Below are 25784 nucleotides of genomic sequence, written 5' to 3' on the forward strand. Positions count from 1 at the left end.
GAGGGCGCGCAGATCGTCGAGGTTGCGGGCCAGTCGGTCCATGCTGTGCACGATGACTGTGTCGCCGTCGCGGGCAAACCGCAGCAGTTCCGTGAGTTGCGGCCGTGCGGTGTCCCTTCCGAAGGCTTCATCGGTGAAGACCCTGTCCAGAACCTGGCCTTCGAGTTGGCGTTTCTCGTTTTGGTCCAGGGGTGCTGACCCGCACGTACCCGGTTCACGTTGGGGGTGCAGACGCTCCGCTTTTGGCTTGTTTGTCGGGGCATGATGCATACCTTTCAGGGCACCCGCCCGCAGCTGGTGACGGAAGACAGCGATGATGTCATCGTCTTGCCGCGGAGTGCTGCGGTCGGACTCAGGGGTGGACCGGTGTCGCCGCCCCTTTCCCGAGCACGGTGGTCCACGGGCGGGCAGCCCATGACGTCGCTACGCCTCCGGTGACGTAGGTGACGTAGGGATCGGCAGCCGCAAATGCTTTTGCGGCCTCGAGTGGCTTCTCACCCGTGAAGATCATCAGACCGCTGAAGGGTCCGTCGCCAACGGCCCCGCCCACTAGAAGCTGACCCCGTGCGACTGCTTCCCACGCGGCCCTGAGGTGGTCTACGCGGTACTGTTCGCGGGTTTGAAGGTAGTTGGCATCGTAGGTGTATTCGAGAACGGCGTGCATGGGTGTCAGTCCATTTCGTTGATGGTTGTGAGCGGTTATATGTTTTCTGGTTGGGATGTCCCAAGCTGAGAGACGTTGGGCCCTTGTTCTCGGCCAACGTTGCAGTCTCTGCGTTGTCTGTGCTGCCGACGTCTAATCGTCTGGGAGCATGAGTCTTATCGCTGGACTGCCCCAAGAAAAGTCAAGCGGTTCGCCAATCGCGTCGCCTGGTTGGACCTTGTGCTGGAAGCAACCGGTTTTGGAGCTGTGGCAAGGGGACTACAGCTCCCACGTCACCAAAATTGCACGGCCGCCCGCCCGCCTTTTTGAAGGAGCCGAGGGACGGATTCGCCAGACATATTGACTAGAACGAAGAACGCGAATGACTTGCGCCGCTTGGAGCGATCGGAAACGTAGCCGCCCAAACGGGCTTGCGGTCGCGTTCACAATCATCCCGACCGGGACTGCCCCGGCTTTTGTTGACTCGGGGTCTTAGGCCGCTGTGAGCGCGGTCCGGTTGATTGTTTCATATTCGATTGGCGTGAGTTTTCCCAGCCGTCTTTGCCGTCGCCGGCGGTGATAGGTCCGCTCGATCCAGCTCGTGATAGCCAGCCGGAGGTCCTGCCTGGTAAGCCACCGCTGACGGTCCAGGACGTTCTTTTGCAGCAGCGAGAAGAACGATTCCATCGCGGCGTTGTCCGCACACGCACCGACCCTGCCCATCGATCCTGTGAGCCCGTGGTGCCGCAGTGATTCAACGAAGCGACGGGACCGGAACTGGGACCCGCGATCCGAGTGCACCACGGTCGCTGCCGGGCGGCGTGCCCGGACTGCGTTCTCCAGCGCTGACACCGCCAGCGAGGACTTCATCCGTGAGTCCATCGAGTAACCCACGATCCGGCCGGAATAGACGTCCTTCACCGCGCAGAGATAGAGCTTCCCCTCGGCAGTGGGGTGCTCGGTGATGTCCGTCAGCCACAGCTCGTTCGGCGCCGCGGCGGTGAAATCTCGCTCGACCAGGTCGTCGTGGACCGGGCCCTGGTCTGGGGTTCAGGCCACGCTTCTTCGAGAACACCGACCAGATGCCGTGGTCCCTGCATAAGCGCTGGACCCTGTTCTCGCCCGCCGTGATGCCCTTCGCCGGGAGTTCGTCGGCGATGAACCGGGACCCGAATGCGGGGTCGTCGGCGTGGATGTCCAGGGCGGCGTTGACCAGGTGCGCATCGACCCAATCCCGTTCCGTCACCGGGCGCGCCCTCCACCGGTAATAGCCTTGCTTGCTAAATCCCAACACCCTGCAGGTCACCGCCACGGGAACACCGTCGGCGGCAAGATCCGTGACCAGCGGGTAGATCATTTTGGGTTGATGTCCCTCGCCAGATAGGCAGCCGCCCGGCGCAGAATCTCATTCTCCTGCTCCAACAACCGGTTCCGCTTCTTCAACTCTCGCATCTCAGCCGACTCTGCCGCCGCGGTCTCTGCCGTGCCGGATTCCTTGCGTTCGGCGATGGCAATCCAGCGCTTCAACGTCGTGACCGAAAGCCCGAAATCCTTCGCGATCTGCGCCAACGGCGCCTCACCCTTCCGGGCCATATCAATAACATCCTGGCGGAACTCCGCCCCAAAAGCCGTAGGCGTGGTCAACATCCTTCCACGAGCACAAGCTCGCCAGGTCAAGGAGTCAACAAAACCGGGGGCAGTTCCAAACTGGGGGGCAGTCCCTTCTGTGGGCGTGCGGGTAGAGACCGGACGGCTTGTCGATTTCGACGGCGAATACCTGGGTAGCAGGGAACCGGGCAGCGGCTATACCGCAAGGATAACGGACTGTGCGGGCTCACGGAGATGAGCCATGCTGGGTCCGCTCCGAGACAGCCTTCGCTGCTGTCGCGGGTGAACCTACACCGGCATCGAGCGGGGACGATGTGCCGCTTGGGGGAGCTGGATGCTCGGGAATGGCTTTCCTCCCCGAGTTGCTGCTGATGCAAACGGTCCGAGATTTCCGGTTCTGTTCTCGGCCTGTTCGGTTGAGAGCCGGCGAGCGGGGCGCGCGATGAGGGCGCCTTGAGAATCAGCAGAATCCGAAGCCGGTACGTGTACCCGATCACTCCAGCACCGAGGGGCTGAGCAAGGACCAGGCTGAGGCCCCGCTCCGGCGCCTCGGTGTCGCTGCTGCTGTTTAGCATCACTTTCAGTAACGCGACAGTAACGCAGCAATGCCTAGGATCAGCACAAATTCCATACCCATTGCCGTTGGTGGTGATCGAGGCAGCCTGCTAGCCAACGCGGGAGTGTATGCAATGGCGCTGCCCGAGAAGACGGCAGCAGCCTATCGGGTTCGGGCACGTGTCGTTTAGGGGCCACGTGCGTTTTCGCCATTGACGCCGATTCTATTTGTTGCGACCTTATGAGGAGTACCAGCCATGTCCGCAGACGATTCCACCCCAACATCCCCCTCGCAACCTTTTGAGCCGCTTCAACCCGCGGGCGCACAAGCCCCCGAACTGATTGCTGTCTTTGCGCCGGCCGCGCACATCCGCGCTGGCGCTTCCGGTGTGGCCTCACCGGAAGCTGATGTGTCCCCCTTGCAGTCGATTCTTGACGTGCATGGGGCGGTCCTCCGCCCGCTGTTCGGGCTCAGCGAGGATCGGCTGAGGCGGCAGCAGGACGACCTCGAGGCGGCGTTACCCTCCAACTCTGCGGTCGAGGTACCTGACCTGGCAACGTACTACCGCGTGGAGGCGCCGGCTGATCAGCTGGAGAGCCTGGCCGAAGAGCTGCAGGCCAACGATTTGGTGGAGTCGGCGTATATCAAGCCGGCGGCGTCCGCACCGAAGCTTGATATGGAGGAAATGCAGTTCAACATGATGCAGCCGGATCGAAGTGATGCACCGCCTGCTACGCCGATGTGGGTTGATCGGCAGGGTTATCTGAATGCCGCACCCGGCGGTGTGGATGCGAAGCTTGCCTGGACCATCCCCGGCGGTGGCGGCACCGGTGTTCGGGTGATCGACTGCGAGTGGGGCTGGCGTTTTACCCATGAGGACCTGCAGGGCAACCAGGGCGGCGTCGTCGCCGGCACCGGAAGCACCGATACCAACCACGGCACGGCCGTGCTGGGCGTCATCAGCGGCGACCGCAACGGAATCGGCATCACGGGGATCGCACCGGACGCGGTCATCAGTGCCTCGTCCTTTAATGACCAATCCAGTTCGGCCGCGATTAAGGCGGCTGCGGATAAGCTCGTCGCCGGGGACGTGCTCTTGCTCGAGATCCACCGTCCCGGACCCAATACGCCTAATCCGCCACGCGGTCAGTTCGGCTTTATTGCGATCGAATGGTGGCCTGACGACTTCGCCGCGATCCGGTACGCCGTGGCCAGGGGGATCGTCGTGGTCGAGGCGGCCGGCAACGGGTCCCAGAACTTCGACGACGCGGTTTATGGCACCCCACAGGCTGGATTTCCGGCGAGCTGGCGGAACCCTTTCAACTTGGCCAATCCGTCCTCGGGCGCGATTGTCGTTGGTGCTGGCGCACCGCCACCAGGGACGCACGGAAATGACAATGGCCCTGATCGTTCGCGGCTGGCTTTTTCCAACTACGGTTCCAGGGTTGATGCTCAGGGCTGGGGGGTCGAGGTCACGACGACTGGATACGGCGATCTGCAGGGAGGGGCGAACCCTGACCTCTGGTATACCGACGGCTTCAATGGAACCTCTAGCGCGTCACCGGTTGTTACCGGGGCAATCGTCGGAGTACAGGGTGCGCTCAAGGCCCGTGGCATCCGACGGCTGACATCTCCAGAGGCGCGTCTGTTGCTGCGAAACAACGGTTCCCCACAGCAGGACGCAGCCGGGCGTCCCGCAACGCAGCGGATCGGTAACCGTCCGGATTTGCGCACCCTGCTTCCGGCTGCCGCCAAGTTTGCGTGCCGAAGCGCGGACTTCGACGGCGATGGTCGCGCGGAGGTCCTGGTCACCAGCCCGTGGGGAGTCGGTCTGCTCAGGCAGAACGGCGCCACGATGACGGCACCGATGATGCAGCCCAACGGCACGCGTTTCGGTGGCTGGCTGCTCAACACGGCCGACAATTTCCTCGGACCGGTGGCCGACTACGACGGCGACGGACGCGCGGAAGCGTTCGTCAGCAGCCCGTGGGGGATCGGAATCTGGGAGCAAGCCGGTGCCAGCATGACTGCGCCGACGATGCAGCCGAACGGAACCCGTTTCGGCGGCTGGCTGCTCAACACCCGCGACAACAGCTTCGGACCGGCAGCGGACTTTGACGGCGATCGGCGCGCGGAATTGTTGGTGACCAGCCCCTGGGGGCTCGGGATACTCGAACAGGCTGGCGCGACCATGGCCGCACCTATGATGGCACCGAACGGCACGCGTTTCGGTGGCTGGCTGCTTAACACGGCCGACAACGCGTTTGGGCCGGTCGGCGATTTTAATGGCGACGGACGGGCGGAAATTCTGGTGACCAGCCCCTGGGGTATCGGTGTATTGCGACAGAATGGTTCAACGCTCGACGCAGTGATGATGGCACCGAACGGCACCCGTTTCGGTGGCTGGCTGCTTAACACAGCTGACAACAGGTTTGGGCCGGTCGGCGATTTCGACGGCGACGGGAAGCCGGAGATCCTTGTCTCAAGCCCGTGGGGGATCGGGATCCTGAAGCTCGCCGGCGGAACGTTTTCCGTACCGATGATGGCGCCTAACGGCACCCGTTTCGGCGGGTGGCTGCTCAACACAGCCGACAACAGCTTCGGCCCTGCGCGCGATTTCGACGGTGACGGGCGTTCGGAAGTCTTGGTCACGAGCCCGTGGGGAGTCGGCATCCTCAAGCAAAGCGGTGCCGCCATGACCGCACCGATGATGCAGCCCAACGGCACCCGCTTCGGAGGCTGGCTACTCAACACAGCCGACAACCGGCTGGGGACGGCGGCGGACTTCGACGGGGACGGGCGTGCGGAAGTCCTCGTCAGCAGCCCCTGGGGGCTGGGAATCCTGGAACAAGCCGGCACCACAATGAGCGCGCCGACGATGCAGCCCAATGGCACGCGTTTCGGTGGCTGGCTACTCAACACAGCCGATAACGACTTCGGTCACGGCATCTGACCACGTGGGGTGGGAAGACGGTCTCCGACACAGGAAAGGAAGGTAAAGGGCCAGCTAGGAGAACTCCACCAGGGCATCGAAACCGCCAATAAGGAGCTGCTGGAGTCGTTTGCGGCAGTTCATCACGGCGCAACGCGCCGGCGGACGTCGAGATTAGCAGGGGTGGCGACTCGGGTGCGGTGTAGATGTTCAAGGCGTGAGGGTCCTGGCTGGTGAGCCTACCGCCTTATTGAATCTGGGTTTGGGTCGTCCTTCCTATGCGGAGATTCCGTGCTGTTGAAGCCACATCTCCAGGATGGCCAACTGCCACAGCGCGTTGGCGTTCACTGGGGTGAAGTTCCCGCTCGGGTCGCTCAAAAGAGTTTCGATATATTCGGGCCGGTAGAGCTTGCGCCGCTTGGCTTCGGGGGCGTAGAGCGCATCCTTCACCATCGTGAGGAAGGGCTCTTCCATGAGGCGCAGGGCGGGCACCGGGAAGTATCTTTTGGGCCGGTTAACGATGGCGGACGGCAGGAGTCGCCGCCCCAGCGCCTTGAGCACCCACTTGCCACCGTGTGCTGCCTTGAATTCCGGCGGGCACGCCGCAGCCAGTGCTACGAGGTCCTGATCCAGAAACGGTACCCGTGCCTCCAAGCCCCATGCCATTGTCATACTGTCAAGACGCTTGACCGGGTCATCAACCATGAGCAGATGGGTGTCCAATCGCAAGACAGCGTCCAGAGCTGTTTCAGCCCCGGGTAAAGCCATGCAGGCTGCGAGCAGGTTGCGGCTTGAGTCCTCATCGCAACAGTAGTCCGGCTCGAGGACCTGCGACATGACAGCATGGTCGCGGTCAGCGAACGCTTTGATGAAAGTCTCCAGGGCCAAACCTCGATGGACGGTGGCAGCCGGCTGATGATAGGCGTAGCCGGCGAATATCTCGTCGGCGCCTTGGCCGGTTTGTACCACCTTGACGTGCTCGGAAACTGATTTGGACAAAAGGTAGAAAGCCGCAACATCATGGCTGCCCATCGGCTCTGTCATGGCTTGCACGGAGCAGTCCACGCCTGCGACAAGGTCGTCAATGCCTACATGTAGCCGGTGGTGATCCGCGCCGAAAATTTGAGCGACCAGATCGGACTGCTCAAACTCGTCGCCAGGCTCTCTTCTCGTGCCATCAAAGCCGATGCTGAACGTGCTTACTGTGTGCTGCCCCGCCTCAGACAGCAACGCAACCAACAGACTTGAGTCCAAGCCCCCCGAGAGGAGCACGCCGACCGGAATGTCGGAAACCATCTGTCGTTGAACCGCTGTCAGCAAGGAGTGATGCAGCGCCTCGCTCCAGTCGTTGAGGCTCCAGCCTGCAAGGTCCGGATCGCGGACGTAATCGGGCTGCCAGTACACCCGGTCCCTTTGGGAGCCATCAAAGTCGACAACACGGATCGTGGCTGCCGGCAGCTTCTCCACCCCCTGAAGGATGGTCCGCGGGGCTGGCACTATTGTGTGCCAGGTGAGGAAATGGTGAAGTGCTGACGCGTCGAGTGTCTGGTCAATACCGCCGCCTGCCAACAGCGCGGGCAAGGTCGAGGCAAAGCGGAGCCGCCCGTCCACTCTAGCGGTGTACAGCGGCTTGATTCCCAGCCGGTCCCTAGCGAAAACGACACGCCGTAGCCGTTCGTCAACAACGGCTACGGCAAACATTCCCACCACGTGGTCCACGAAATTCTCGCCCCACCGATCGTACGCCTTTAGGATCACCTCAGTGTCGCTGGTGGACGTGAATGTGTACCGCCGCTCCAGCTCACAGCGCAACTCATGATGATTGAAGATGCAGCCGTTGAAGACGACGGCGAGTCCAAGTTCTTTGTCCACCATGGGCTGGGCTCCCGCTGCGGACAAGTCAATGACGCTCAGCCGCCGGTGCCCGAGGGAAACCCACCCGTTCGTCCACCTCCCGTCACCATCGGGCCCCCGCGAAGCCAGTGCTGCGGTCATCGCGGCCACGGCTTTCGTTTCCGCGCGACTACCACGGAAGGCTATTTCACCAGCAATCCCACACATGCCTCCACCTCCGTGACCGATGAGTTGCCTGCAGGTTTCTTACACCGGACTGCAGATGGAACGGCGCTGCACTCACCCACGGGGATCGTTCACAATCTCGCCTTGGAGAATCAGTTCCCGCGGCAAGGCAGCTAGTCGTTCTTCGCTGCGGTTCAACATCAGCGCGAGCCGGACCTGCTGCTGCCGAAGGTGGCGTCTCTGCCCTTTACCGGGGCGTCCGTCGCTCCGGTGGATCGAGGTCAGGCGGGCCAGCCTCCGGCTTTGCCTAAACAGCGGTCGAAGGGCGGGGTCCTTCTTGACCCAGTCAACAACGAGCAATGAGGATGCAGAAAAACTTGAGGCATAGTCCAGGATCAGGCTAAGTTCATCCACCGCGTCCTCATAGAGTTCCATCTCAACGAGTACGCAGGCCCGCTGGTAGCGGACGCGCCACGGCAAGAAAGAACCCAAGCTGTCTTCTGCCCTGTTCCCCTCAGGTGTGGACAGAGTGGCGAACTCCAACTGAGCGGCCAATAAGTTTCTCGATGAGGGCCCGCTCCACTCAAGCGTGGACTCTACGCCCGGGGGATGAAGCCCAGCCAGCAACTTCCAAAACTCATAGGTCGTGCCGAACCGGTGCGGAACAATCTGGGCAAGTGTCGACGGAGCGTCCTTCCAGCTGTTTCTTTTTTCGATGACAGCCAAAGGGCCTGCAAGGAGGCTTGCAAGGTCGAGACCATCACGGTCCAACAGGTCCTGCAGGTCATGCTGCCGGTCGCGCATAATGGACCACCGTCTCCACTTGCTGGCGAGCGTTAGCTGGGTTGCTCCGACTGCCCGCGCAAGCTCCACGCCCAACGACAAAGCCTGTGCTAAATCAGATTCGGCAAATCCGTCTTTGGCTGCGCGGGCGTAGTAGCGGTTGATGAATGCAACAGTTCGCTGATACGTGATCTGATACCACCGGGGATCAGCTCTCGTCCCTGGCAAGGCAAAACGGAATGTCGTCATGCCGTCAGCTTTTCCGTTAAGGAGATGGTCAGCACGGCTGAGGTGATTGATGCCCTGACTGAGGGTGTCTAAGTTCGCTGGTTCGTTTCCCTGAAGGTGGCCTAACCGTGCCAGGGCGCCGACGTTGCACGGATCCTCGAATAGCGCCGCTTTGTATGCGTCCATCTGCTCTGTTAGTTCCGTCCGGCGCTGACCTTTGCGCAGCAGGGCGTAACTTTCCCAGGATTCCGTGCCGAAGATCACCACCCGTTGGTCACTTCGCCTCACCAGGCGGCGCGGCTGCGCGTGCTTAGCCAGCGTAAACGCAAGCCAGGCGCCGGCTCTCGATGCAGCTTCGCTGTAGGCCTCTGTCACGGCTCCACCGCGGACTGTTTCACTGATCCGTCGGGTCTCCATCACTTTGCCCTTGGATGTACCCAGGACAACCTTTATTGAAACTTTGCCGCCGTCGGCAGGCAATGCGTTGACCGTTGTCTCGTAAGGTCGAGTGAACAGGCTGTTGACAAGGGGTGTCAGCCATCTGTAGTTGGCAGGCAGTTCCACGACGGGGCTTGGCAGGGTCGCGCCAGGGCCGTCCAGAACAGTCATGGTTCGAGCTCCCTGCCGGGCCTCGAACACTTCATCCAGGATTCGTGCGCGGACAACGGCCCCCGTCCCTGGGCAGCCAGGAGGATCAGACACGTCTTTGACGACGTAACGGCCTTTGCTGCCGAACAGCGCGTGCGCGCGGGTGCGCCTTCCCAACCACGAGACTGGCCGCCAGAACAGGCAAGCCACCGCGGCAAGGGCGGCAACGGCGGCAATGGCTGCTGCGATAAAACCAAGGGCTGACCAGATCCGCCCCGACCAGACGTCCATTCCGGCAAACACTGGTTGAAATGGATCCACCGGGCCCTCCGCCTCCCCAGCGGCCCAGCGCATCAGGGTCATCGGTGTGCCCTCAATTCTGTAGCCAAAGGCCCGGATCAAGGCCACTTAGCGGACTGACTAGTCGATAGAAGATAGAGCGGCACCCGTTACGGGAGCGTTACAGGGTCGATCAGGACCCAAGGGGACGGCCGGGCCGCGAGACCCCTGCCTGAGCGGGCAGCCGGGACGATGCCTTCTGATTCGAACCAGTCCTCGAAGCGCTGCCTATGAACGGACGCGGCCAAATCGAGGCCGTCGGATGGAGGCCCTAAGGTCATTCGTTGATCTGGGTTATGGACTGGGGTGTGGTGATGCGCTAATGCTCTCATTTCCGTCAGCGCGGGTACTGCAGGTCTTCCATTGGAATGGCTGCCGTGAGTTGGCTCCGACGGTCGTGCGTCGGACGTAACGCCGCAGTAACGGGCGGGATGCTGAAGTTTTCAGTACGAACCCAACAGGTGTGTCTTTCTAAAACTGACCTCGAGGAGGTAGCCATGGCCCCCCGACTCATCGAAGTTCGCCAGCCGAAGCCCAATGACGTTATAGGTAGCGACTTCACGGTTGCCGGTTTCGGGACCGGATTTGAAGCGACAGTCCTCTGGCAGCTGCTGGACGTGAGCGGTCAAAGCGTAGCCCAAGGGAACATCCAGGGCGCCGGTTCCATGGGAGTCGTCCGGGACTTCGGCCACGAGGTTTCAGTCGGCGGTTACACCGCCCGCGCGGCCCACATGACACTTCAGGTATTCGGGGAGGATGCCTCCGGTATCCATCCCCCGGGGACGGACCTTAACATTGTTCCCGTCACGCTGTTTACGGCTTTGGAGGGCTTCAAGCTCTACGAAGTCGTGGCCGGCGATAACCTGACCAAGATCGCTCGCGAGCAGGGCCAGAATACGACCGTCGAGGACATCTTCCAGGCCAACCGGGACCGAATCAACAACCCTAATCTTATCTTTCCGGGTCAGATCTTCCGTATACCGCTGCTCGCCTGACATCGGTCTGCTGTCTGCTGTCGCTTCGCCCCGGACCGGGCGCCCAGAGGCATCGCCTGTTCTGCAGGGGAGACGGAAAGTAGTGATTGGGCGCCGCCGGCAGAGGAGATGCCGCGGCGGAAAAGCGCGTCGTCCCGGTACACCTGCGAGCTGCAGAATTCCACCAAGAATTGGAGTTGAGATTGATGGACCGGCCACCAAGGTTGAACACTGTGCTAGCCATGAGGTCGTCCCATATGAAATTGCATCAGGGCGGGCGATGGGATGATCCACGATGACCGGATGGCCTAGGGCCGACCAGCCGGACGGTGAAATCACGCTGGTCCTCGATCAGCGCAGCACACTTGATCCGGACGATGACCTCCGCGATGGGTTGTCCGCGATCGTTCGCGAGGGCGACCACCTCTGGGTCGCAAACGACGAGACGACCAGTCTCGAACGGCTCACAATTGAGGGCGACCAGGCTCACGCCCATCGCAGCTTTGACCTTAATGATTTCCTCGAGCTGCCTGGGGACGGGGAGATCGATATCGAAGGCCTCGATGTTGAGGGTGACACGCTGTGGCTGCTCGGCTCACACAGCTCAGTCCGCAAACGGGTTAAGGACAAACACAGCCCTGACCAGGCCCGGGAAGCTTTGGCGGAAGTCGAGGTCAGCCAGCGCCGGCGGGTGCTGGCCCGGCTCTCCATCAAAACACTTCTTGGTTCCGGCGATGGCCGGACCGGTGAGCAGCAACGTTCCGCTGGGTTCAACCTTGGCGGGGGCACCGGCGGGGGATTGTTGGATCTGCTGTCAGATGACCCTCACCTTAAATGCTTCATAGGGGCGTGCCCGATCCCGGGCAAGGACAACGGGATCGACTTTGAGGGCCTCGCCGTGACCGGCGGCCGGGTGTTCGTTGGACTGCGTGGGCCGGTGTTGCGGGGGTGGGCGGTGATTGTCGAGCTCGACGCCGGCGACGGGCCAGGCATCGAGGTGGAGCCGATCGGTCCCGGGGGTCGCCGTTACCGAAAGCATTTTCTCGATCTGCGCGGGTTGGGTGTCCGGGATTTGTGCCGTCACGGAAAGGACCTGCTCGTCTTGGCCGGACCCACCATGGAGCTGGACGGCCGCACGGCGGTGTTCCGCTGGCGGGACGCGCTGACGCCGGTAGGGGAGGCTGTCCTCCACAAGGACGACCTGAAATGCGTACTCAACGTGCCGTTCGGAGAGCGTGAAGACCGGGCCGAGGGGCTCGCTTTGCTAGAGGACGGCAGGTCGGTCCTTGTGGTGTACGACATGCCTGCGGACGAGCGCAAGTCCGGACACCAAGGCGTGCGCGCCGACGTCTTTCATCTCAGGGATTAAGGAACTGTGCGTCATGGAATTCGGGAGCAACAAGTCCGGGGGGATCTGGATCGCCGTCGAACCTGTCGAAGGAGTCTCCACCGGGACAAACCCTGGGCATTGCGGTGGGGTCGTTCTCGAACTTCGGCTGTTAGGTGACTTCCGTCTACGACATGCTGAGACAACGGTGGATCTTAGCCCCCGCGCTGAGCATTTGCTTGCCTTTTTGGCGTTGCGCAACGACGTGAGACGAACTGCGGTCGCCGCCCAGCTGTGGCCGGATCTGGACGAGGCTCAGGCGCGGGCGTGCCTGCGCTCGACTTTGTGGAGGTTACCGAGGCCGTGCGGGCTCCCTCTGGTGGACACGTCCGGTGACAGGCTCCACCTGACAACCTTTGTGCACGTGGACATCAACCTGCTTCGCGATCGGCTGGATAAGTGGTTGTCGGGTGAAGCGCCACCGGTCAAGATAGGTCCGCTCAGGTGGGATCTGCTGCCATCGTGGTACGACGATTGGCTGGTGATCGACCGTGAGCGTCAGCGCCAGACCCGACTCCACGCCTTGGAACGAATGTCTGCCTGGTACGTGAACGCAGAGAGGTTCGACAATGCAATAGAGGCAGCGTTGGAGGCGATTGCTGGTGATCCGCTACGAGAAAGCGCGCATCGTTGCCTCGTACGCGCCCATCTGGCAGAAGGAAATGTAAGCGAGGCCCGTCGCGAGGTGGACAGCTATATGGCACTCCTTGCCGACGCCGGAATCCCGACACAACTCTCGGCGTATATGCACGAACTGATGCTGACCAGCCCGAGTTCGGCTGGCTCCCGCTGAGGTCCCAGGGTGGTGGGAAGAACGCGTGTGAAGTCACATTTCGATGTAGCGATCGTCGGCGGCGGCCCGGCCGGCCTGGCCGCCGCGCAGGTGCTTGGCAGACAGCACAGGCGCGTCGTTGTCGTCGACAACGATCAACAGCGGAATGCTGCAGCGCCGAGTGTGCACATGCTGTTGGGACGGGATGGAATGACGCCGGCGGGGCTGATCCTCGCGGGCCGGAAGGAAATTGCAAAGTTCCCTACCATTTCACTCCTGAATGCTGAAGCCACGAAGGTTCTCATGGAGGATTCGAAGGCCGTGGTTTCAACAACACTAGGGCGCAAGATCGCCGCGGATCACCTGATCCTGGCTACGGGCGTTGTCGATCAGCTCCCATCGATTCCCGGCATCGACACGGCTTACGGCAAATGCCTGTTTCATTGTCCGCTTTGTGACGGTTTTGAGGTCAGGGAACAGCGGTTGGTTGTGGTCGGTGGCAGCGAGCAGGCGGCGTTCATGGCGGCTTACATTCATGACCGCATAAGCCCGGAAGTGGAGCTCTGCTGCAACGGTGAGCCTAGCTTTTCTCCCGAGACGCGGACCAGGCTCCTTAGGAACAAAATCCGAATCCTCGAGGAGGACGTCGTGTGCATTCAGGCTCATTCCGACGGACTGACGCTCAAAATGGGGGACTTCGCAACGAGGACTTATCGTGCGGGTTTCGTATCTCTAAAATACCGCCAGCGATCATCCATCGCCCAAGCACTAGGATGCGCAATGAGGGACGATGGCCGCGTTCGGGTCGATCACTTTCAGAGATCCTCGGTGCCAAATGTCTTTGCCGTTGGGGATATGGCCAAGGCAGCGTCGGCGACTGGAAACATGACCTTTGTGGCCACTGCAATCGCCAGCGGCCTTACGGCGGCCGCATTCCTTGACGAGCACATTTTCGCGACGAGTTGGGACAGTCAGGACATCTCATAGGGTTTTTAGATTGAACTCATTGTTCTTGGCGCCGGCCAGGAATGCGGTCCACTCCTCCGCAGAGAACGCAATCTGCGTTCCGGGGTTCCGGGAACTGCGTACATAGACAGTCCCGGTTCGATGTACTAAGGCGACCTCGAGGCAACAACTGTTCGCACAATATGAAGAGCGTTCGAAGCTCAGTTCGTCATCCACTTCTGCTCCCTAGAATTACGCCGCGCCGCAGATGGCACGTTTGATGTTCAAATATTGGGTCGCCGAAAACACAATCTGCTGTGCCGGCCCCAGGGGGGCGGCCCGGGCCGGGTGTCGCCCTTCGCCCGGGCCGTCGTCGAGGTGCCACCGCCTTGCAAAGGGCGTGGCGTCAGGTGCTTACGGGAAGCACTTGCTCGCGATCTGTTCGCCGGCGACGTAGAGCTTGACGCACACACCGGTGGGAATGCCCCACTTCGTGCGGATGCTCAGACAGGCCCGGACAGCAGTGCCATTCGGGAGGTCGAACGGCAGTGGGATGCACACCTGTCCGATTCCCAGTGGGAGTTTCAGGCAAACCCTGTGGTTGCCGGAAGTAACTGAAATGCATGACGCGCGCAGTTCGAGCTCGCCGCCATCCGTTGCGGAAATCTCGGTTACAGCCCGTGAATCCCTGCCTTCAAACGGCTGCCTCGATGCTTCCAGAGTTGCGGTGACCGCCTGCTCGTCGAACTCGGCGTATTCGTCCTCTGTACCATTTGCCATGGTTCTCCCCTTCGCGACCGTTGTGCGGATCAGAATTGGCCCGCACATGGCATGGTTCCAAAGGGTCGTCACCGGAGCGTCACGCGTCGGCACCCTACGGAGCACGTGGTCGTTTCTTGTGCCCAGGCTGCGGATGCGGCAGATCGGGCTGCGGGATAGTACCTTCACCGGCACCTCATACCGGTGACGCCAGTGTGATGGCGATGTGACACAGAGGCGGGACACTTTATCCATCGCTCCGTCCCGTTATCAGGACGGAGCGGTCACACGGCATGCGGGACACTAATGTGGTCGGGTCGATCCGACCAACGGATGGAGGTGGCAAATGATCCCTGACGATTATCACGCCCTTTATGACCGCGGAGTTCAGGTGGCACGCAGCGCCGAGCGGCCATCTCCGGAGAGCCCCACCACAGGGAGGGATGCGTTGTCCGCTGACGTCCCGGACCTGGTCATCGAGGAGGATGAAACCACGGGGCTCCCCAACCGGATCGTCAGCCGGCAGCCCAGCGGCCGGTTGGCTGCGCCAGGACCTTCGGATCCGGGAGAGGCCGTGCGTCAATTCATCCAGGACAGACGTGCCGTCTGGAACCTTGCGGAAGAAGATGCAGCGGCGGTGCAGGTGCGCTCCGTCAGTCGCACCGGTCTTAAGACCGCCCAGCTGTTCCAAAGTGTCGACGGCGTCGAAGTATTCGATTCAGACGTAACGGTCGCGCTCGACGACGGCAATGGCGTGATCTCATTGTCCGGGCAGTTGTTCCCAGGCGCGGGCGTCGCTGCCCGGGAGCGCCGCGCGGCGCAGGCGCGGACCCCGGAGGATGCGATCGCACGGGCGGCATTCGACCTGACCCGGGTCGTCTACCAGCCCTCCGATTTTGAGCTTGCGGAAACGCAGCCCGACGATACTCCTTACCGGTCCTATGAGTTCAGGGCTGGTGAGAACGAGCGTCGACCCCTATTCGAACGGCCCATCAGGCTGAAGGACGTGATGTTTCCGCTGGGGAATCAGCAGTTCGCCTCAGGCCACTACCTTGAGCTGTGGATCGTCGGATTTCCCGCGTTCAGTTACGTCATCGACTCCGTAGACACTCCCTTTGTCCTGTTCCGCAAGAATCTGGCCAGTGAGAGTGCCCTATTCACCTATCGCGTGCACAACACCGGAGACGCTCTGTTCCGGCCCCATGATGGGCCGGCTCCCGGGTCACCCCACCCCACCGGGATACCCGACGGCTTCCAGGCGGCTACCGTCGCGGAACGCCTCGTCACGCTCGAGAGCCTTCCGGGCCGGGACCCGTGGCTACCGCCGGGCGCAACCACTACCGAAGGAAACAACTGCGTCGCTTACGCTGATTTGAAGGCGCAGGATGGGCTGGGCGCCGGCGACGTGCTGGGAGAAATTTCGTCAACCGACACGTTCGATTACACCTACGACCACAGCCGGGACGCCAGCGACTCCACAAATCTCCAGAACAGCCTCGTGGGCATGTTCTTCCACGTCAACTGGCTCCACGACCGTTGGTACGACGCCGGCTTTGACGAGGCAGCCGGGAATGCCCAGGCCGACAACTTCAGCCGAGGTGGTATCGGAGGTGATCCAATCCTGGCGGAAGGCAACGATTTCAGCGGCACCGACAATGCGAACATGTCCACCCCTGCAGATGGGGCCAGTCCACGAATGCAGATGTTCGAGTTCCTGGGACCGCAGCCCGACCAGCCAACCCGTACCAGCAACCATGAGGCACTGATCACCTTCCACGAGATGGGCCACTACATCACAAACCGGCTGGTTGGAAACTCGAACGGCCTGACCAACCAGCAGGGCCGTGCCATGGGCGAAGGATGGGGCGACTTCTTCGCCATCAGCATGACGTCGCAGCCCGCCGACGACTTCGTCAACGGGGTCTTCCCGGTGGGCGGCTGGACCGACCTCACCCCGACCTTCAATGACAACTATTACTTCTCGATCCGGCGGTATCCCTACAGTGCGGACATCGCGAAAAGCCCGTTGACATTCCGCCACATCAGCGCTGGACAGCTTTTGCCGGTTGGTGCGCCAATCAGTCCAAACGCCGGCGGTTCAAACAGCGCCGTGCACAACGCCGGAGAGATCTGGTGCGCGGCACTGTGGGAGGTGTTTGTGAACCTGGTGGTGAAGCACGGACATGAAGATGCCGAGCGGCGGGTGCTGTTGGATGTGGTCGGCGGCCTCAAGCTGACGCCCTCGCGGCCAACGTTCCTGCACGCCCGCGACGGAATCATCACGGCCGCGGCCGCCCTTAACCCCGAGGACCTGCCCGAAATTTGGGCGGGCTTCGCCAAGCGTGGCATGGGAACCGGGGCCGTTGCGCCGGCACAAAACTCCACCGACCTGAGGGGCGTCGTGGAGAGTTTCGCGGTACCGGTTTCCTAGCGCGTGGCCACCATAATCCGTCCACCAGCCGATCACGAGGAGAGCCATGGTTGTACCAGCGCCGCCGTCGGGCTGTCGCCGCAGGCTAGGCGGGCGGCCGGTGCCCGTATTGCTGCCCCGCTCGGAGGCCAGTTCGCGGCGCCTTGCCGGAACGGAAGTAACCGGGCTGGTCAATGAAGTGTCGGCCGACACCTATCGGCAGGCCCTCGAAGACCTCACGGCGCACCCGACCCGGCATTCCTTCTCCTCGGCGTACCGCGACGCGGCACGAATGTCCGCCGACCGTTTTGCCGCGCTTGGCTATGCCACGCGCGAGGAGCCGGTCGCCGTGGGCGGTCGCAAGACACTGAACATTGTCGCCGACAAGCCCGGCACAGCGCCCGAGGACGAGCGCCGGCTGGTGTACGTTGTGGCGCACCTGGACTCGATCAATCAGGCAGGGGGGGTCAACGCTCCAGCACCCGGGGCAGATGACAATGCCTCGGGTGCGGCGGGAGTCCTGGAGATTGCCCGCGTGTTGGCCGCCGCCGTCATACGGCATGACCTGCGCCTGGTCCTGTTCGGTGGGGAGGAACAGGGGCTCCACGGCAGCCGCATTCACGTGGCCGATCTAAGTGACGCCGACCGGTCGAGGATCATCATGATCGTCAACATGGACATGATCGGTCGACTCAACACCGCCGCACCCTCGGTGCTGCTGGAGGGAGCGACGGTTTCCCAACATGTGATCGACGCGTTGGCACAAGCCGCTCATGACACTTCCGATCTGGAGGTTTTCGTCTCGCTTGAGCCCTTCGCTTCCGACCACGTGTCCTTCATTGACGCCGGCCTTCCTGCAGTGCTGACCATCGAGGGCGAGGATCAGTTGAACACCGATGAGCACACCCCCAGAGACACACTCGCCGGACTGGAAGTTTCGGTGGCCATCAGCATCCTTCGGATGAACACCGCCGCGGTCGTAGCCATGCTCGGTGCGTCGGCCTGAACTGGTTGCCGGTCGTCGCCGCCCCCACATCGATCGAAAGGCAAAGCAAAATGGAAGATCTCATTGGCCGGCTCAAGGCCGCCAACGCTCAGATCGAACGCCGGGATGTCCTGCTTGGCGAGGAAATGCTCGAACGCCGTGAGGCCGCGGCCTTTGTCCCCGAATTGCCTGGCGGAGGACTCGAAGGAGCCCACCCGGATCCCGGGCCGACTATCCAAGTAGGTGGACAAGCTGTCGATCGAATCGAATTCGCGCAGGAGACCATCGTCCTGAGGACCGGTAGGCCCGTGCTGGCCGTCGTCGGTGATGAGGCGCAGCTCGTGATTTCCGATCCGGAAAGCACCATCTGGAAGTCGCGTCTCCAGGATGCTTCAGCGCATTTGGTGAGCGCCGCCCGGGCGGTTGGCCGCATTGAGGTCGAGGGACACAACCTGGCTTGGCTCGGCACCGGTTGGCTTGTAAGACCGGATGTCGTGGTTACGAACCGTCATGTGGCGGCCGAGTTCGGGCGCAACGACGGTACGTCGTTCGTGTTCAAGCAGGGAATCGGCGGTAGTCGGATGAATGCCTCGATCGACTTCCTGGAAGAGATCGGCAGCACGAAGGAACGGACGTTCCGGCTTAATCGCATTCTGCACATCGAGGATTCAGACGGACCTGATCTGGCGTTCGTGAGCGTCACCCCGACCAGGGAGCACTCCCTTGCCGCGCCCATCAGGCTTTCCACACATCCTGAAAACAACGAGATGGTAGCCGTGATCGGATACCCGGCCCGGGATAGCCGAATCCCGGAACAGCAGCTGATGGACGAGATCTTCGGGAACGTCTATGACAAGAAGCGCCTCGCTCCGGGACAATTGACCGGGTCGGATTCGACGTCGCTACGCCACGACTGTTCTACTCTTGGCGGCAACTCCGGATCGGTGGTGATGTCGCTCAAGACCGGTGAGGCGGTGGGTTTGCATTTCGCTGGCCGTTTCCTCAGCGCCAATTTTGCGGTACCGAGCACCATCGTGGCAGAGCGGCTCGAAGAAGTTCTTAGCGGCAAGACCCTGCCGGGCCCCGTTCAGCCATCGGTTCCCGACCGCCGCGCACCAGCAAATCCCCAGGCAGCCGCGGCCCCCAGTACAAAGGCCAGGCTCTCTATCGTGGTTCCCCTTCGGGTGACGGTGGAAGTCGGAAACCCGTACCGGGATGGCGACGACGATCGGGCCGGGGATGGGTCGTCAACAAGGGTTGATACCGACGAGGAAGTATTCACAGAGGCGGTTCCAGCCGACTACCGGGATCGTCTGGGCTACCAGGAAACATTTCTCGGTGCTCCCGTGCCGCTGCCCACGGTAAGGAGCCGGCGGGATGATGTCCTGACCTTCACTGTCGATGGAAACACCGAAGATATGCTGCGGTACGAACATTTCACCGTCATGATGAGCAGGAGCCGCAGGCTGTGCTTATTCAGTGCCGTGAACATCGATGGATTGCAGTCCATCTCGATGCCGCGGGCGGGCTGGCGCACAGACCCTCGCATCCCCCTCGGGGCGCAGATCCGCAAGGAATGCTACGGCGCCGAGCCCAAATTCTCGCGAGGTCACATGACCCGGCGTGAGGACCCGGTCTGGGGTCCCAGTGGTGCCGCATCGAAAGCAAATGAGGACTCCATGCACGTCACCAACGCCGTCCCTCAGATGCAACCCTTTAACGGTGGAGTCTGGCTCGAGCTCGAGAATTACGCGCTCCAGAACGCGCGCAAGGATGACATGCGGATCTGCGTCTTCACCGGTCCGTTCCTGGCGGACGATGACCCAATCCGGTTCGGTGTACGTATCCCGACAGAGTTCTGGAAGGTTATCGCGTTCATCCACGACGAGACGGGCCAACTGTGTGCCACCGGCTACACAATGTCGCAGCAGGATTTCCTGCGTGAAGAGGAGTTTGTTTTCGGCAAGCACAAAACATCGCAGCGATCAATCTCCTCCATCGAACAACGCACGGGACTCTCGTTCGGCCCACTTGCCGCACTCGACCCCATCGAGGACACCGAGGGCCTGGTTTCCGAACTGACCGATGTCCGGCAAATACGGTTCATCGGACGCTAGTGCAAACTGGGGCCAGGAAGACTCTCGAGCAGCACTACGCCTTTGGTCAGGAATCGGTAATCTGCGGGCTGCCAGGGTCGACCAGCAGGCGGTGTTCTTCTCCCGGTTTACCGTGGCCTCACTTTGTGTTTGTACTGTCTTGTATCTCGCCGAGCCGGATAGTTATGTGCACAGGAACAGTGAGGGAAACGGCTCCGTCCGCGCGGAGCGCAGGAGGTGGCTGTACGGGTAGCGTCCTAACCGGTGCTGGCTTTACCTCAACTGCCTGATGTACCTCAACCGGGTGTTGAGCCCCGCCTGCAGGAGAGGGCGGACTCAGGGCCTCCTCGAGCAGGGTCCGTTCTTCGGCTTTTAGGCCGTCGGCGGACTTGCCGAGCCAGGCCAGGATGCTGCTGATGCGGATGCCTTCGTTGGCTATCCACTGGATCTTGAGCTCATTCTGCGTCTTGTCCCACACCGTGCCGTCGACGGTCAGGATGTCGCCTGCCTCGTTGCGGGCCGGCACACCAGAGTGGTGGAGGCCGAGAATTTCCCACTGGTTGTTGTAAAGCGGTGAACCGGATGAGCCCGGTGATGTGTCGGTGTGGTAATGCAGGAATTGGTCGAAGCGGTCGATGAGTTCGTTTTGCTGTAGCGCGAGCTGTTTCTCCTGGCCTTCCGGGTGCTGGATGATGTTAATGGATTCACCCAGCAGGATCTTGCCTTGGTCCTTGGAGGTGCGGTTGAAACCGAAGGTGGCCAGCGGCACTGATGGCGCGGTTCCGTCGGGCCGTGACTGCGCAGCGACCGCGACGATGGTGACATCAAGGTCGGCGTCGGTCCGGAAGAAGGTATCCGGTTCCAGGTCGAACTGCGAAGTAGTCAGCGGAAGTCCGCTCAGACCGTTCTGGAAATTGAATTCCAGTCGGGAGAAACGGGCGGACTGGGCGTCGGGCAGTACGTGGTTGTTCGTTAGGGCCAAGCGCGGTGAGATCATGAATCCGGTGCCGAAACCGCGGATCTGGAAGCGGTCGCGGACGTGGACGCGGCCAACACTGCGAGAGACGGCCGTACCCAGTTCCAGGAACGCGATGCCAAGGAGGTTACTTCCGCCGATGATCCGCTCGAGCAAATGATCGTCCCGGACCTGGCCCTCCGTCGCCGGTGAGGTTTCGGCGGTGGCCCTGAGCGCGTCCATGACCACCGGCTGACGCAGGACGCGCCGGGTGCGCAGCGCTACCCGTTCCGGTGCATCAACGTTGAGGATGCTTCCCTGCGGGGTTTGTGCCTCCGCGATCTTTTCTTCCGTGTCCGCCCGCGGACCCTGACGTGCCTGGAACCGTGCCTGCGTTGCGGTGATCACATCTTCCGGTATTTTCATCAGTCTGCTCCTCGAACGTTGTGGACGCAGGCTAACAATCGGGCTGTTACTGCGGCGTTACCGCGCTGAGGCAATCTCCGCCAAACGTGCCGTCCGTCCCTGCCGCGCCACGATCACGCGGTGCTTGGCCCTGGGGGCACGTCTTGCACCGCGAGCGGAGAGAGGACAAACGAGAAGCGTGTCACCCGGGGGCCCCAGAGCTGGAAGGCAGTGAGGTCGGGCAGTGTTACCAAGGCTGTCGCCACGCTGACGCGCTGAACGAGCTCGGTCCACTCGCGGCGGTCGGCGTCGGAAAGGTCGCGCTCAACGTCGTTGAACCAGCGCCCGTTGTCGGCGAAGCGCGGTCGGAGGCCTTCCACGACCTGGTTCCACGACTGTGTGGAACGGCGGAAACACAGCCCGCCAGGAGCGTCTTCGTTGACGTCCGGTGACCGGACTCGGCGATCAGTTCCGAGAGATGCCGCAAATGGGGCAAACTGGACGGCATGATGCCCTGCTCAGAAGTCCCTGGTCCGGGGAATGACTGTTATGCGGATCAGGGCGTTGTCACCAAGCAACCGGTTCGCCATGGAGGGAACGGGGACTTCACCGACCCACAACCCCTCGACATCCGGCTCCACGTCCACCAGAGGCTTTTCCGCCTCTTCCATGGGTTTCCATAGGCGGACAGGCCTTTCGAGGGTGCTTGTCCACGCGGCCCAGGCCTGCGGAAGCCCGGCTACCCCAGATCCTGGCAGGATGTCGACCACGAGGGCGTCTTCCCAATCGGCCGTTTGCTCCAGGTGGTCGCGCATGTCGATGCTGGATTCCCCATCATCGTCGTCATTTCTGTTCTGCTCTTTCTCTCTGATCGACATGAGCCGAAGGTTCAGGACATGGCGAAGTGTGGAAACTTTGTTCCCATCCTCGTCCAAAGGCCGCGGAGCTGCGGAGGACAGGAAAGTGGTCAGCAGGGGTCGGGGGTGATCGACTGTGTCCTCGCCCTCCTCCAAACGCTCCACCAGTATTGGACAGTGGTGGGCTGCGGTCTGTTCGTGAACCAGGACCGGCAGTCCGCGGATCGTCAGCCCCAGGTCCAGTTGAAACTCCAGATCCGGGTCGTCGTGACGGCCGACGTCGGCGTTGATTAGGTCCAATCTGACCTGAAGGTCCCCGAACAGGAAGCGGTTCAGGTTTTGGTAGCCCTCTTCTGAATTGACGATGCCGTACCTGCCCCCGTGGCTGCGATGCACGATAGCCGAGTGGGCGTTCTTGATCACCGCGTTCTCAAGCTGGACCAGACCGTCACTCTTTGCCCCTACCGCCCGGGAGGAAAGCCCGAAAAGCTCCTTGTAATCTCCGGGATTGGACCCGGCCAGGCAGAAGATTTTCGATACGGAGAACCCGTCCTCGGGGATTACGGTGCCATTGAACCCGCGGCGTGGCTGCTGACCCCTTTGGAACTCCGGAGTGAGGTACTCGTACATCCGGTCAGGCCCGAAGACGTCCGCGCCAAAGAGTCCGGTGAAGTCGCGGAGCCGCTCCAGGAAACCGCCGCCAACGGCAAACCGGATTCCGCCGTGCGGCGTGGCATACGTAAAGAGGCCGGCCACGTACTTCTCCCCGGCTCGCAGATTATGACCCTCATCGTCGACCTCGGCTTCGGGAATGACCCGCTGAAGCAGGCAACGGCAGATGAGCCCGCCCATGGAGTGGGCCACGAGGAAGACCTTCGGGGCGCCGGTTTTGAGCCTGACGAGTTTGATCAAGCCGAAGAGATTTATGGCTGCCTTTTCCAGCGAAAATCTCTCCGGGTTATCTTCAATGCTTGAAGCCGAGACATCGTAGAAGCGGTGGATCCAGACCGTGGCTGCGGGAATGTCCTGGTCCGGGGCCTGGTCCAGATATCGCTTCTGGTCTCCGTGAACCCGCACCTCGTAGTCCATGTCCGACATCAGCCGCAGCATGGGGGATTCGAACTGGTGGAATGTCGGATCGCCCCTGCGGTTGGCTCGAACGTGTACCGAACCGGTGCTGAAGCCGTAGAACGGGTCCTCCACGGCACCCTCTATGTCGCCGCCGGCAAAGCCCCGGACATAGATTATGGGGAGCCTGGGGTCGCCCGGTTGATAGCTCATGGTGCTGGCCTTTCGTGGAGCTGAAAGCAGCGTTGGCCCGGTACCACCGGATTCAGGACGCTGCACGTCCGGCGATTAGAGCACCACAGGTGTTACCGCCCCGTTACTAGATGCGAGCGTTGCACGGAGGGCTCAGTTCATGGACGCGGCACAGCTGCCGTCGGGCAGTAACGCAGTAATAACGGGCATGCTCTTTACTTGATTAAAGAATCCGGGTAAACGGCAGGGGTTCTTTGTTATGCCTGCTGCTGACAGGGAGGAGTCGTCGATGGCCGCGTCGCAGGAGCATATTTCTGACGCCACGCCGATGGGTGCGCGGTTGGTGGCTGACGGTGCGACCTTCCGGGTATGGGCGCCGGGGGCGGAACACGTTTATGTGGCTATAGGTGGGGCGGATGACTACATTCCCCGGGCTCAAGATGAACTCGTGAAGAATGCGGGGACGGGACATTGGACCGGCTTTCTCACCGATGTTGCTGACGGCACAAAATACCGGTTCATGGTGCGAGGACCGGGAGGAAACGGATTGAGGCGCGATCCTCGGGCGCGGGAGCTCGAGCTTTTCGAGTACCCACCGCGCTGCGACAGCATTGTCAGGCCGCTAGACAGCTTCCCATGGCACGACCAAAACTACAGGCCGCCGGAACTCTCTGACCTAATCGTCTACCAGTTCCATGTAGGGGTGTTCTCCGCACGTGACCAAGACGGCCGCGACATCCGCCCCTACCGGGTGGCAAAGTTCCTGGATGCGCTGGAACGCATTGAATACTGGGCGGATCTGGGGATCACGGCGCTGCAGCCGCTGCCCCTGGTTGAGTTCCAAGGGGAATGGAGCTTGGGGTACAACGGGACGGACATCTATTCGCCGGAGATGGACTACGCCGTCGGTCCCGCTGACATTGGCCCGTACTTGGAGCGGCTTAATGCACTTCTGGCCAACAAAGGTTTCCCACCACTAGCGCCGGACGACGTGGGTGGCCAGATCGAGCAACTGAAGGCCTTTGTTGATGTCTGTCACCTGTATGGGATCGCAGTCATTCCAGACGTTGTCTACAACCACGCCGGCGGAGGATTTGATAGCCAAAGCATCGACCATTTTGACTTTCCCCTTTCACCGAATGATCGGAACAACCTCTATTTTTCCGAAGACGGTTACGCAGGCGGAAGGGTCTTTGGCTTCGACCGCCCAGATGTCCGTCAGTTCCTCATTGACAATGCCTCCATGTTTCTGCAGGAGTATCATGCTGACGGCTTGCGGTTCGATGAGGTAAGCGTCATTGAGGACTATGGCGGCTTTGTGTTGTGCCAGGACATGACGCAGACTCTTCACTACATCAAACCCTCGGCCGTGCTCATAGCGGAGTACTGGAACAGCCCGCGCGAAAAGGCCATCTGGCAGCCACCCCACGGAATGGGTTTTGACCTGGGCTACGCCGACGGGGTCCGTAACGCCGTGCGGGAGGTGCTGGCAGAGGCAAGGGGCGGAGCGGATGCCACGGTAAACCTTCGGCCAGTTCAACACGTTCTGGGACGCCACCCTCAGAATGCGTCGCCGATGCTTATGTACAACTGCCTCGAAAACCACGACCTGGTCCTCGATTCGGACGGGGACCACCGCTGGCCGCGCATCCCGGTGCTCGCTGATGCAACAGATTCCCGGTCATGGTACGCACGCAGCCGCTCCCGCGTGGCCGCAGGACTGCTGCTTACCGCCCCGGGGGTTCCGATGCTGTTCATGGGCCAAGAGTTCCTGGAGGACAGGCTCTGGTCTGATAACCCGACGAGGGCGGACCGCTTCATAGATTGGGAGGCAATGGCTACGGACCGAACCCGGGCAGACTTCCACTGCTTCACCCGTGACTTGATCTGGCTGCGGCGCACCCAGTCTGCACTGCGGAGGGGCACGACGAATGCATACCACGTGGATTCATCCAACCGGGTGCTTGCATTCCATCGCTGGATTCCGGGGGAGGGGCGGGACGTAGTCATTGTGATCAGTCTGTCCGAAACAACCCATAGGGCCTACTCCCTCGGGTTTCCTGGTTCGGGCGCGTGGTACGAAGTCTTCAACAGCGATTACTACGATCACTTCCCAAACGGCTGGGTCCAGGGCAACAACGGAATATCCATTGCCCACCCTACGGCGATGCACGGGTTGCCGTCTTCGGCCACCATCACCATCCCTGCCAACACAATTTTGGTCTTTTCGGAATCACGAAGCGAGCGACAGTCGGACCCGGGTCAGCAGGCGTAGCAAACCGC

At 61.5% G+C, this 25784-nt stretch carries 17 protein-coding genes and 2 pseudogenes; 9 read left to right on the top strand and 10 right to left on the bottom strand.

From position 1 onward, the window contains the following. From ABIA70_RS11505 to ABIA70_RS11515, 3 genes and pseudogenes are all read right to left on the bottom strand, one after another. Nucleotides 1-205, bottom strand: a pseudogene (locus ABIA70_RS11505) (recombinase family protein); the annotation flags it as partial. A gap of 147 nt (nucleotides 206-352) precedes the next feature. Beyond that, nucleotides 353-664, bottom strand: coding sequence for a YciI-like protein (locus ABIA70_RS11510; RefSeq protein WP_354147687.1), 312 nt, complete (start codon nucleotides 662-664; stop codon nucleotides 353-355). A gap of 471 nt (nucleotides 665-1135) precedes the next feature. Then, nucleotides 1136-2290: pseudogene (locus ABIA70_RS11515) on the bottom strand (IS3 family transposase). Nucleotides 2291-3063: 773 nt separating this feature from the next. Here ABIA70_RS11515 and ABIA70_RS11520 point away from each other — a divergent pair. Next, on the top strand, nucleotides 3064-5760 hold the full coding sequence (locus ABIA70_RS11520; protein WP_354147688.1) for an FG-GAP-like repeat-containing protein: 2697 nt from the start codon (nucleotides 3064-3066) through the stop codon (nucleotides 5758-5760). Nucleotides 5761-6015: 255 nt separating this feature from the next. Here the strand turns inward: ABIA70_RS11520 and ABIA70_RS11525 are convergent, their stop codons facing one another. Next, nucleotides 6016-7800, bottom strand: a complete 1785-nt coding sequence (locus tag ABIA70_RS11525) for an N-acetylglutaminylglutamine amidotransferase (protein WP_354147689.1) — start codon at nucleotides 7798-7800, stop codon at nucleotides 6016-6018. 72 nt (nucleotides 7801-7872) lie between these two features. Continuing rightward, nucleotides 7873-9720: a hypothetical protein gene (locus ABIA70_RS11530; RefSeq protein ID WP_354147690.1), complete on the bottom strand. Its 1848-nt coding sequence runs from the start codon at nucleotides 9718-9720 to the stop codon at nucleotides 7873-7875. A gap of 473 nt (nucleotides 9721-10193) precedes the next feature. On the opposite strand from ABIA70_RS11530, the gene ABIA70_RS11535 reads away from it, so the two are divergent. The 4 genes from ABIA70_RS11535 to ABIA70_RS11550 all read left to right on the top strand — a co-directional run bounded on the left by ABIA70_RS11535 (nucleotide 10194) and on the right by ABIA70_RS11550 (nucleotide 13816). Beyond that, nucleotides 10194-10691: a LysM peptidoglycan-binding domain-containing protein gene (locus tag ABIA70_RS11535; RefSeq protein ID WP_354147691.1), complete on the top strand. Its 498-nt coding sequence runs from the start codon at nucleotides 10194-10196 to the stop codon at nucleotides 10689-10691. A gap of 274 nt (nucleotides 10692-10965) precedes the next feature. Further along, nucleotides 10966-12039 (top strand): DUF3616 domain-containing protein, encoded by a 1074-nt coding sequence (locus ABIA70_RS11540; RefSeq protein WP_354147692.1) that lies wholly within the window; start codon nucleotides 10966-10968, stop codon nucleotides 12037-12039. 382 nt (nucleotides 12040-12421) lie between these two features. Beyond that, nucleotides 12422-12850: a BTAD domain-containing putative transcriptional regulator gene (locus ABIA70_RS11545; RefSeq protein WP_354147693.1), complete on the top strand. Its 429-nt coding sequence runs from the start codon at nucleotides 12422-12424 to the stop codon at nucleotides 12848-12850. Between the two features lie 27 nt (nucleotides 12851-12877). Further along, on the top strand, nucleotides 12878-13816 hold the full coding sequence (locus tag ABIA70_RS11550; protein WP_354147694.1) for an NAD(P)/FAD-dependent oxidoreductase: 939 nt from the start codon (nucleotides 12878-12880) through the stop codon (nucleotides 13814-13816). On the opposite strand, the gene ABIA70_RS11555 is transcribed toward ABIA70_RS11550, so the two are convergent. Both ABIA70_RS11555 and ABIA70_RS11560 read right to left on the bottom strand, forming a co-directional pair. After that, complete coding sequence (locus ABIA70_RS11555) at nucleotides 13811-14011, bottom strand: DUF397 domain-containing protein (RefSeq protein WP_354147695.1); 201 nt, start codon at nucleotides 14009-14011, stop codon at nucleotides 13811-13813. The two genes, ABIA70_RS11550 and ABIA70_RS11555, sit on opposite strands and share 6 nt — an antisense overlap. Nucleotides 14012-14188: 177 nt before the next feature. Further along, nucleotides 14189-14554 carry a hypothetical protein gene (locus tag ABIA70_RS11560; protein WP_354147696.1) on the bottom strand — a complete coding sequence of 122 codons (366 nt, stop codon included), beginning with the start codon at nucleotides 14552-14554 and terminating at the stop codon, nucleotides 14189-14191. A gap of 325 nt (nucleotides 14555-14879) precedes the next feature. Here ABIA70_RS11560 and ABIA70_RS11565 point away from each other — a divergent pair, with 325 nt between their 5' ends. The 3 genes from ABIA70_RS11565 to ABIA70_RS11575 all read left to right on the top strand — a co-directional run bounded on the left by ABIA70_RS11565 (nucleotide 14880) and on the right by ABIA70_RS11575 (nucleotide 20045). Next, nucleotides 14880-16964 carry a M36 family metallopeptidase gene (locus tag ABIA70_RS11565; protein WP_354147697.1) on the top strand — a complete coding sequence of 695 codons (2085 nt, stop codon included), beginning with the start codon at nucleotides 14880-14882 and terminating at the stop codon, nucleotides 16962-16964. Nucleotides 16965-17064: 100 nt separating this feature from the next. Next, a complete protein-coding gene (locus tag ABIA70_RS11570; RefSeq protein WP_354147698.1) occupies nucleotides 17065-17949 on the top strand; it encodes a M28 family metallopeptidase in 885 nt (294 codons plus the stop codon). A 50-nt stretch (nucleotides 17950-17999) separates the two neighbouring features. Beyond that, nucleotides 18000-20045, top strand: a complete 2046-nt coding sequence (locus tag ABIA70_RS11575; protein WP_354147699.1) for a DNA/RNA non-specific endonuclease — start codon at nucleotides 18000-18002, stop codon at nucleotides 20043-20045. A 118-nt stretch (nucleotides 20046-20163) separates the two neighbouring features. On the opposite strand, the gene ABIA70_RS11580 is transcribed toward ABIA70_RS11575, so the two are convergent. The 3 genes from ABIA70_RS11580 to ABIA70_RS11590 form a co-directional block, all read right to left on the bottom strand. Continuing rightward, nucleotides 20164-21405 (bottom strand): trypsin-like serine peptidase, encoded by a 1242-nt coding sequence (locus tag ABIA70_RS11580; RefSeq protein ID WP_354147700.1) that lies wholly within the window; start codon nucleotides 21403-21405, stop codon nucleotides 20164-20166. A 113-nt stretch (nucleotides 21406-21518) separates the two neighbouring features. Beyond that, nucleotides 21519-21764, bottom strand: a complete 246-nt coding sequence (locus tag ABIA70_RS11585; RefSeq protein ID WP_354147701.1) for a hypothetical protein — start codon at nucleotides 21762-21764, stop codon at nucleotides 21519-21521. Between the two features lie 138 nt (nucleotides 21765-21902). Further along, the gene (locus ABIA70_RS11590) at nucleotides 21903-23522 is read right to left on the bottom strand and encodes an esterase/lipase family protein (protein ID WP_354147702.1); all 1620 of its coding nucleotides are present in this window, start codon (nucleotides 23520-23522) and stop codon (nucleotides 21903-21905) included. Nucleotides 23523-23790: 268 nt separating this feature from the next. On the opposite strand from ABIA70_RS11590, the gene ABIA70_RS11595 reads away from it, so the two are divergent. Next, nucleotides 23791-25776, top strand: a complete 1986-nt coding sequence (locus tag ABIA70_RS11595; protein ID WP_354147703.1) for an alpha amylase C-terminal domain-containing protein — start codon at nucleotides 23791-23793, stop codon at nucleotides 25774-25776. Nucleotides 25777-25784: the final 8 nt, after the last annotated feature.

It is taken from the genome of Arthrobacter sp. 754 (genome assembly GCF_040548695.1).
Taxonomy (GTDB): Bacteria; Actinomycetota; Actinomycetes; order Actinomycetales; family Micrococcaceae; genus Arthrobacter.

Bases quoted from the DNA above. Each gene is read 5' to 3' on its own strand.
- ABIA70_RS11530 (WP_354147690.1), bottom strand. From the start codon at position 9,720: ATGACCCTGATGCGCTGGGCCGCTGGGGAGGCGGAGGGCCCGGTGGAT.
- ABIA70_RS11575 (WP_354147699.1), top strand. From the start codon at position 18,000: ATGGAAGATCTCATTGGCCGGCTCAAGGCCGCCAACGCTCAGATCGAA.
- ABIA70_RS11580 (WP_354147700.1), bottom strand. From the start codon at position 21,405: ATGAAAATACCGGAAGATGTGATCACCGCAACGCAGGCACGGTTCCAG.
- ABIA70_RS11590 (WP_354147702.1), bottom strand. From the start codon at position 23,522: ATGAGCTATCAACCGGGCGACCCCAGGCTCCCCATAATCTATGTCCGG.
- ABIA70_RS11595 (WP_354147703.1), top strand. From the start codon at position 23,791: ATGGCCGCGTCGCAGGAGCATATTTCTGACGCCACGCCGATGGGTGCG.
- ABIA70_RS11540 (WP_354147692.1), top strand. From the start codon at position 10,966: ATGACCGGATGGCCTAGGGCCGACCAGCCGGACGGTGAAATCACGCTG.
- ABIA70_RS11565 (WP_354147697.1), top strand. From the start codon at position 14,880: ATGATCCCTGACGATTATCACGCCCTTTATGACCGCGGAGTTCAGGTG.
- ABIA70_RS11510 (WP_354147687.1), bottom strand. From the start codon at position 664: ATGCACGCCGTTCTCGAATACACCTACGATGCCAACTACCTTCAAACC.
- ABIA70_RS11560 (WP_354147696.1), bottom strand. From the start codon at position 14,554: ATGGCAAATGGTACAGAGGACGAATACGCCGAGTTCGACGAGCAGGCG.
- ABIA70_RS11520 (WP_354147688.1), top strand. From the start codon at position 3,064: ATGTCCGCAGACGATTCCACCCCAACATCCCCCTCGCAACCTTTTGAG.
- ABIA70_RS11525 (WP_354147689.1), bottom strand. From the start codon at position 7,800: ATGTGTGGGATTGCTGGTGAAATAGCCTTCCGTGGTAGTCGCGCGGAA.
- ABIA70_RS11535 (WP_354147691.1), top strand. From the start codon at position 10,194: ATGGCCCCCCGACTCATCGAAGTTCGCCAGCCGAAGCCCAATGACGTT.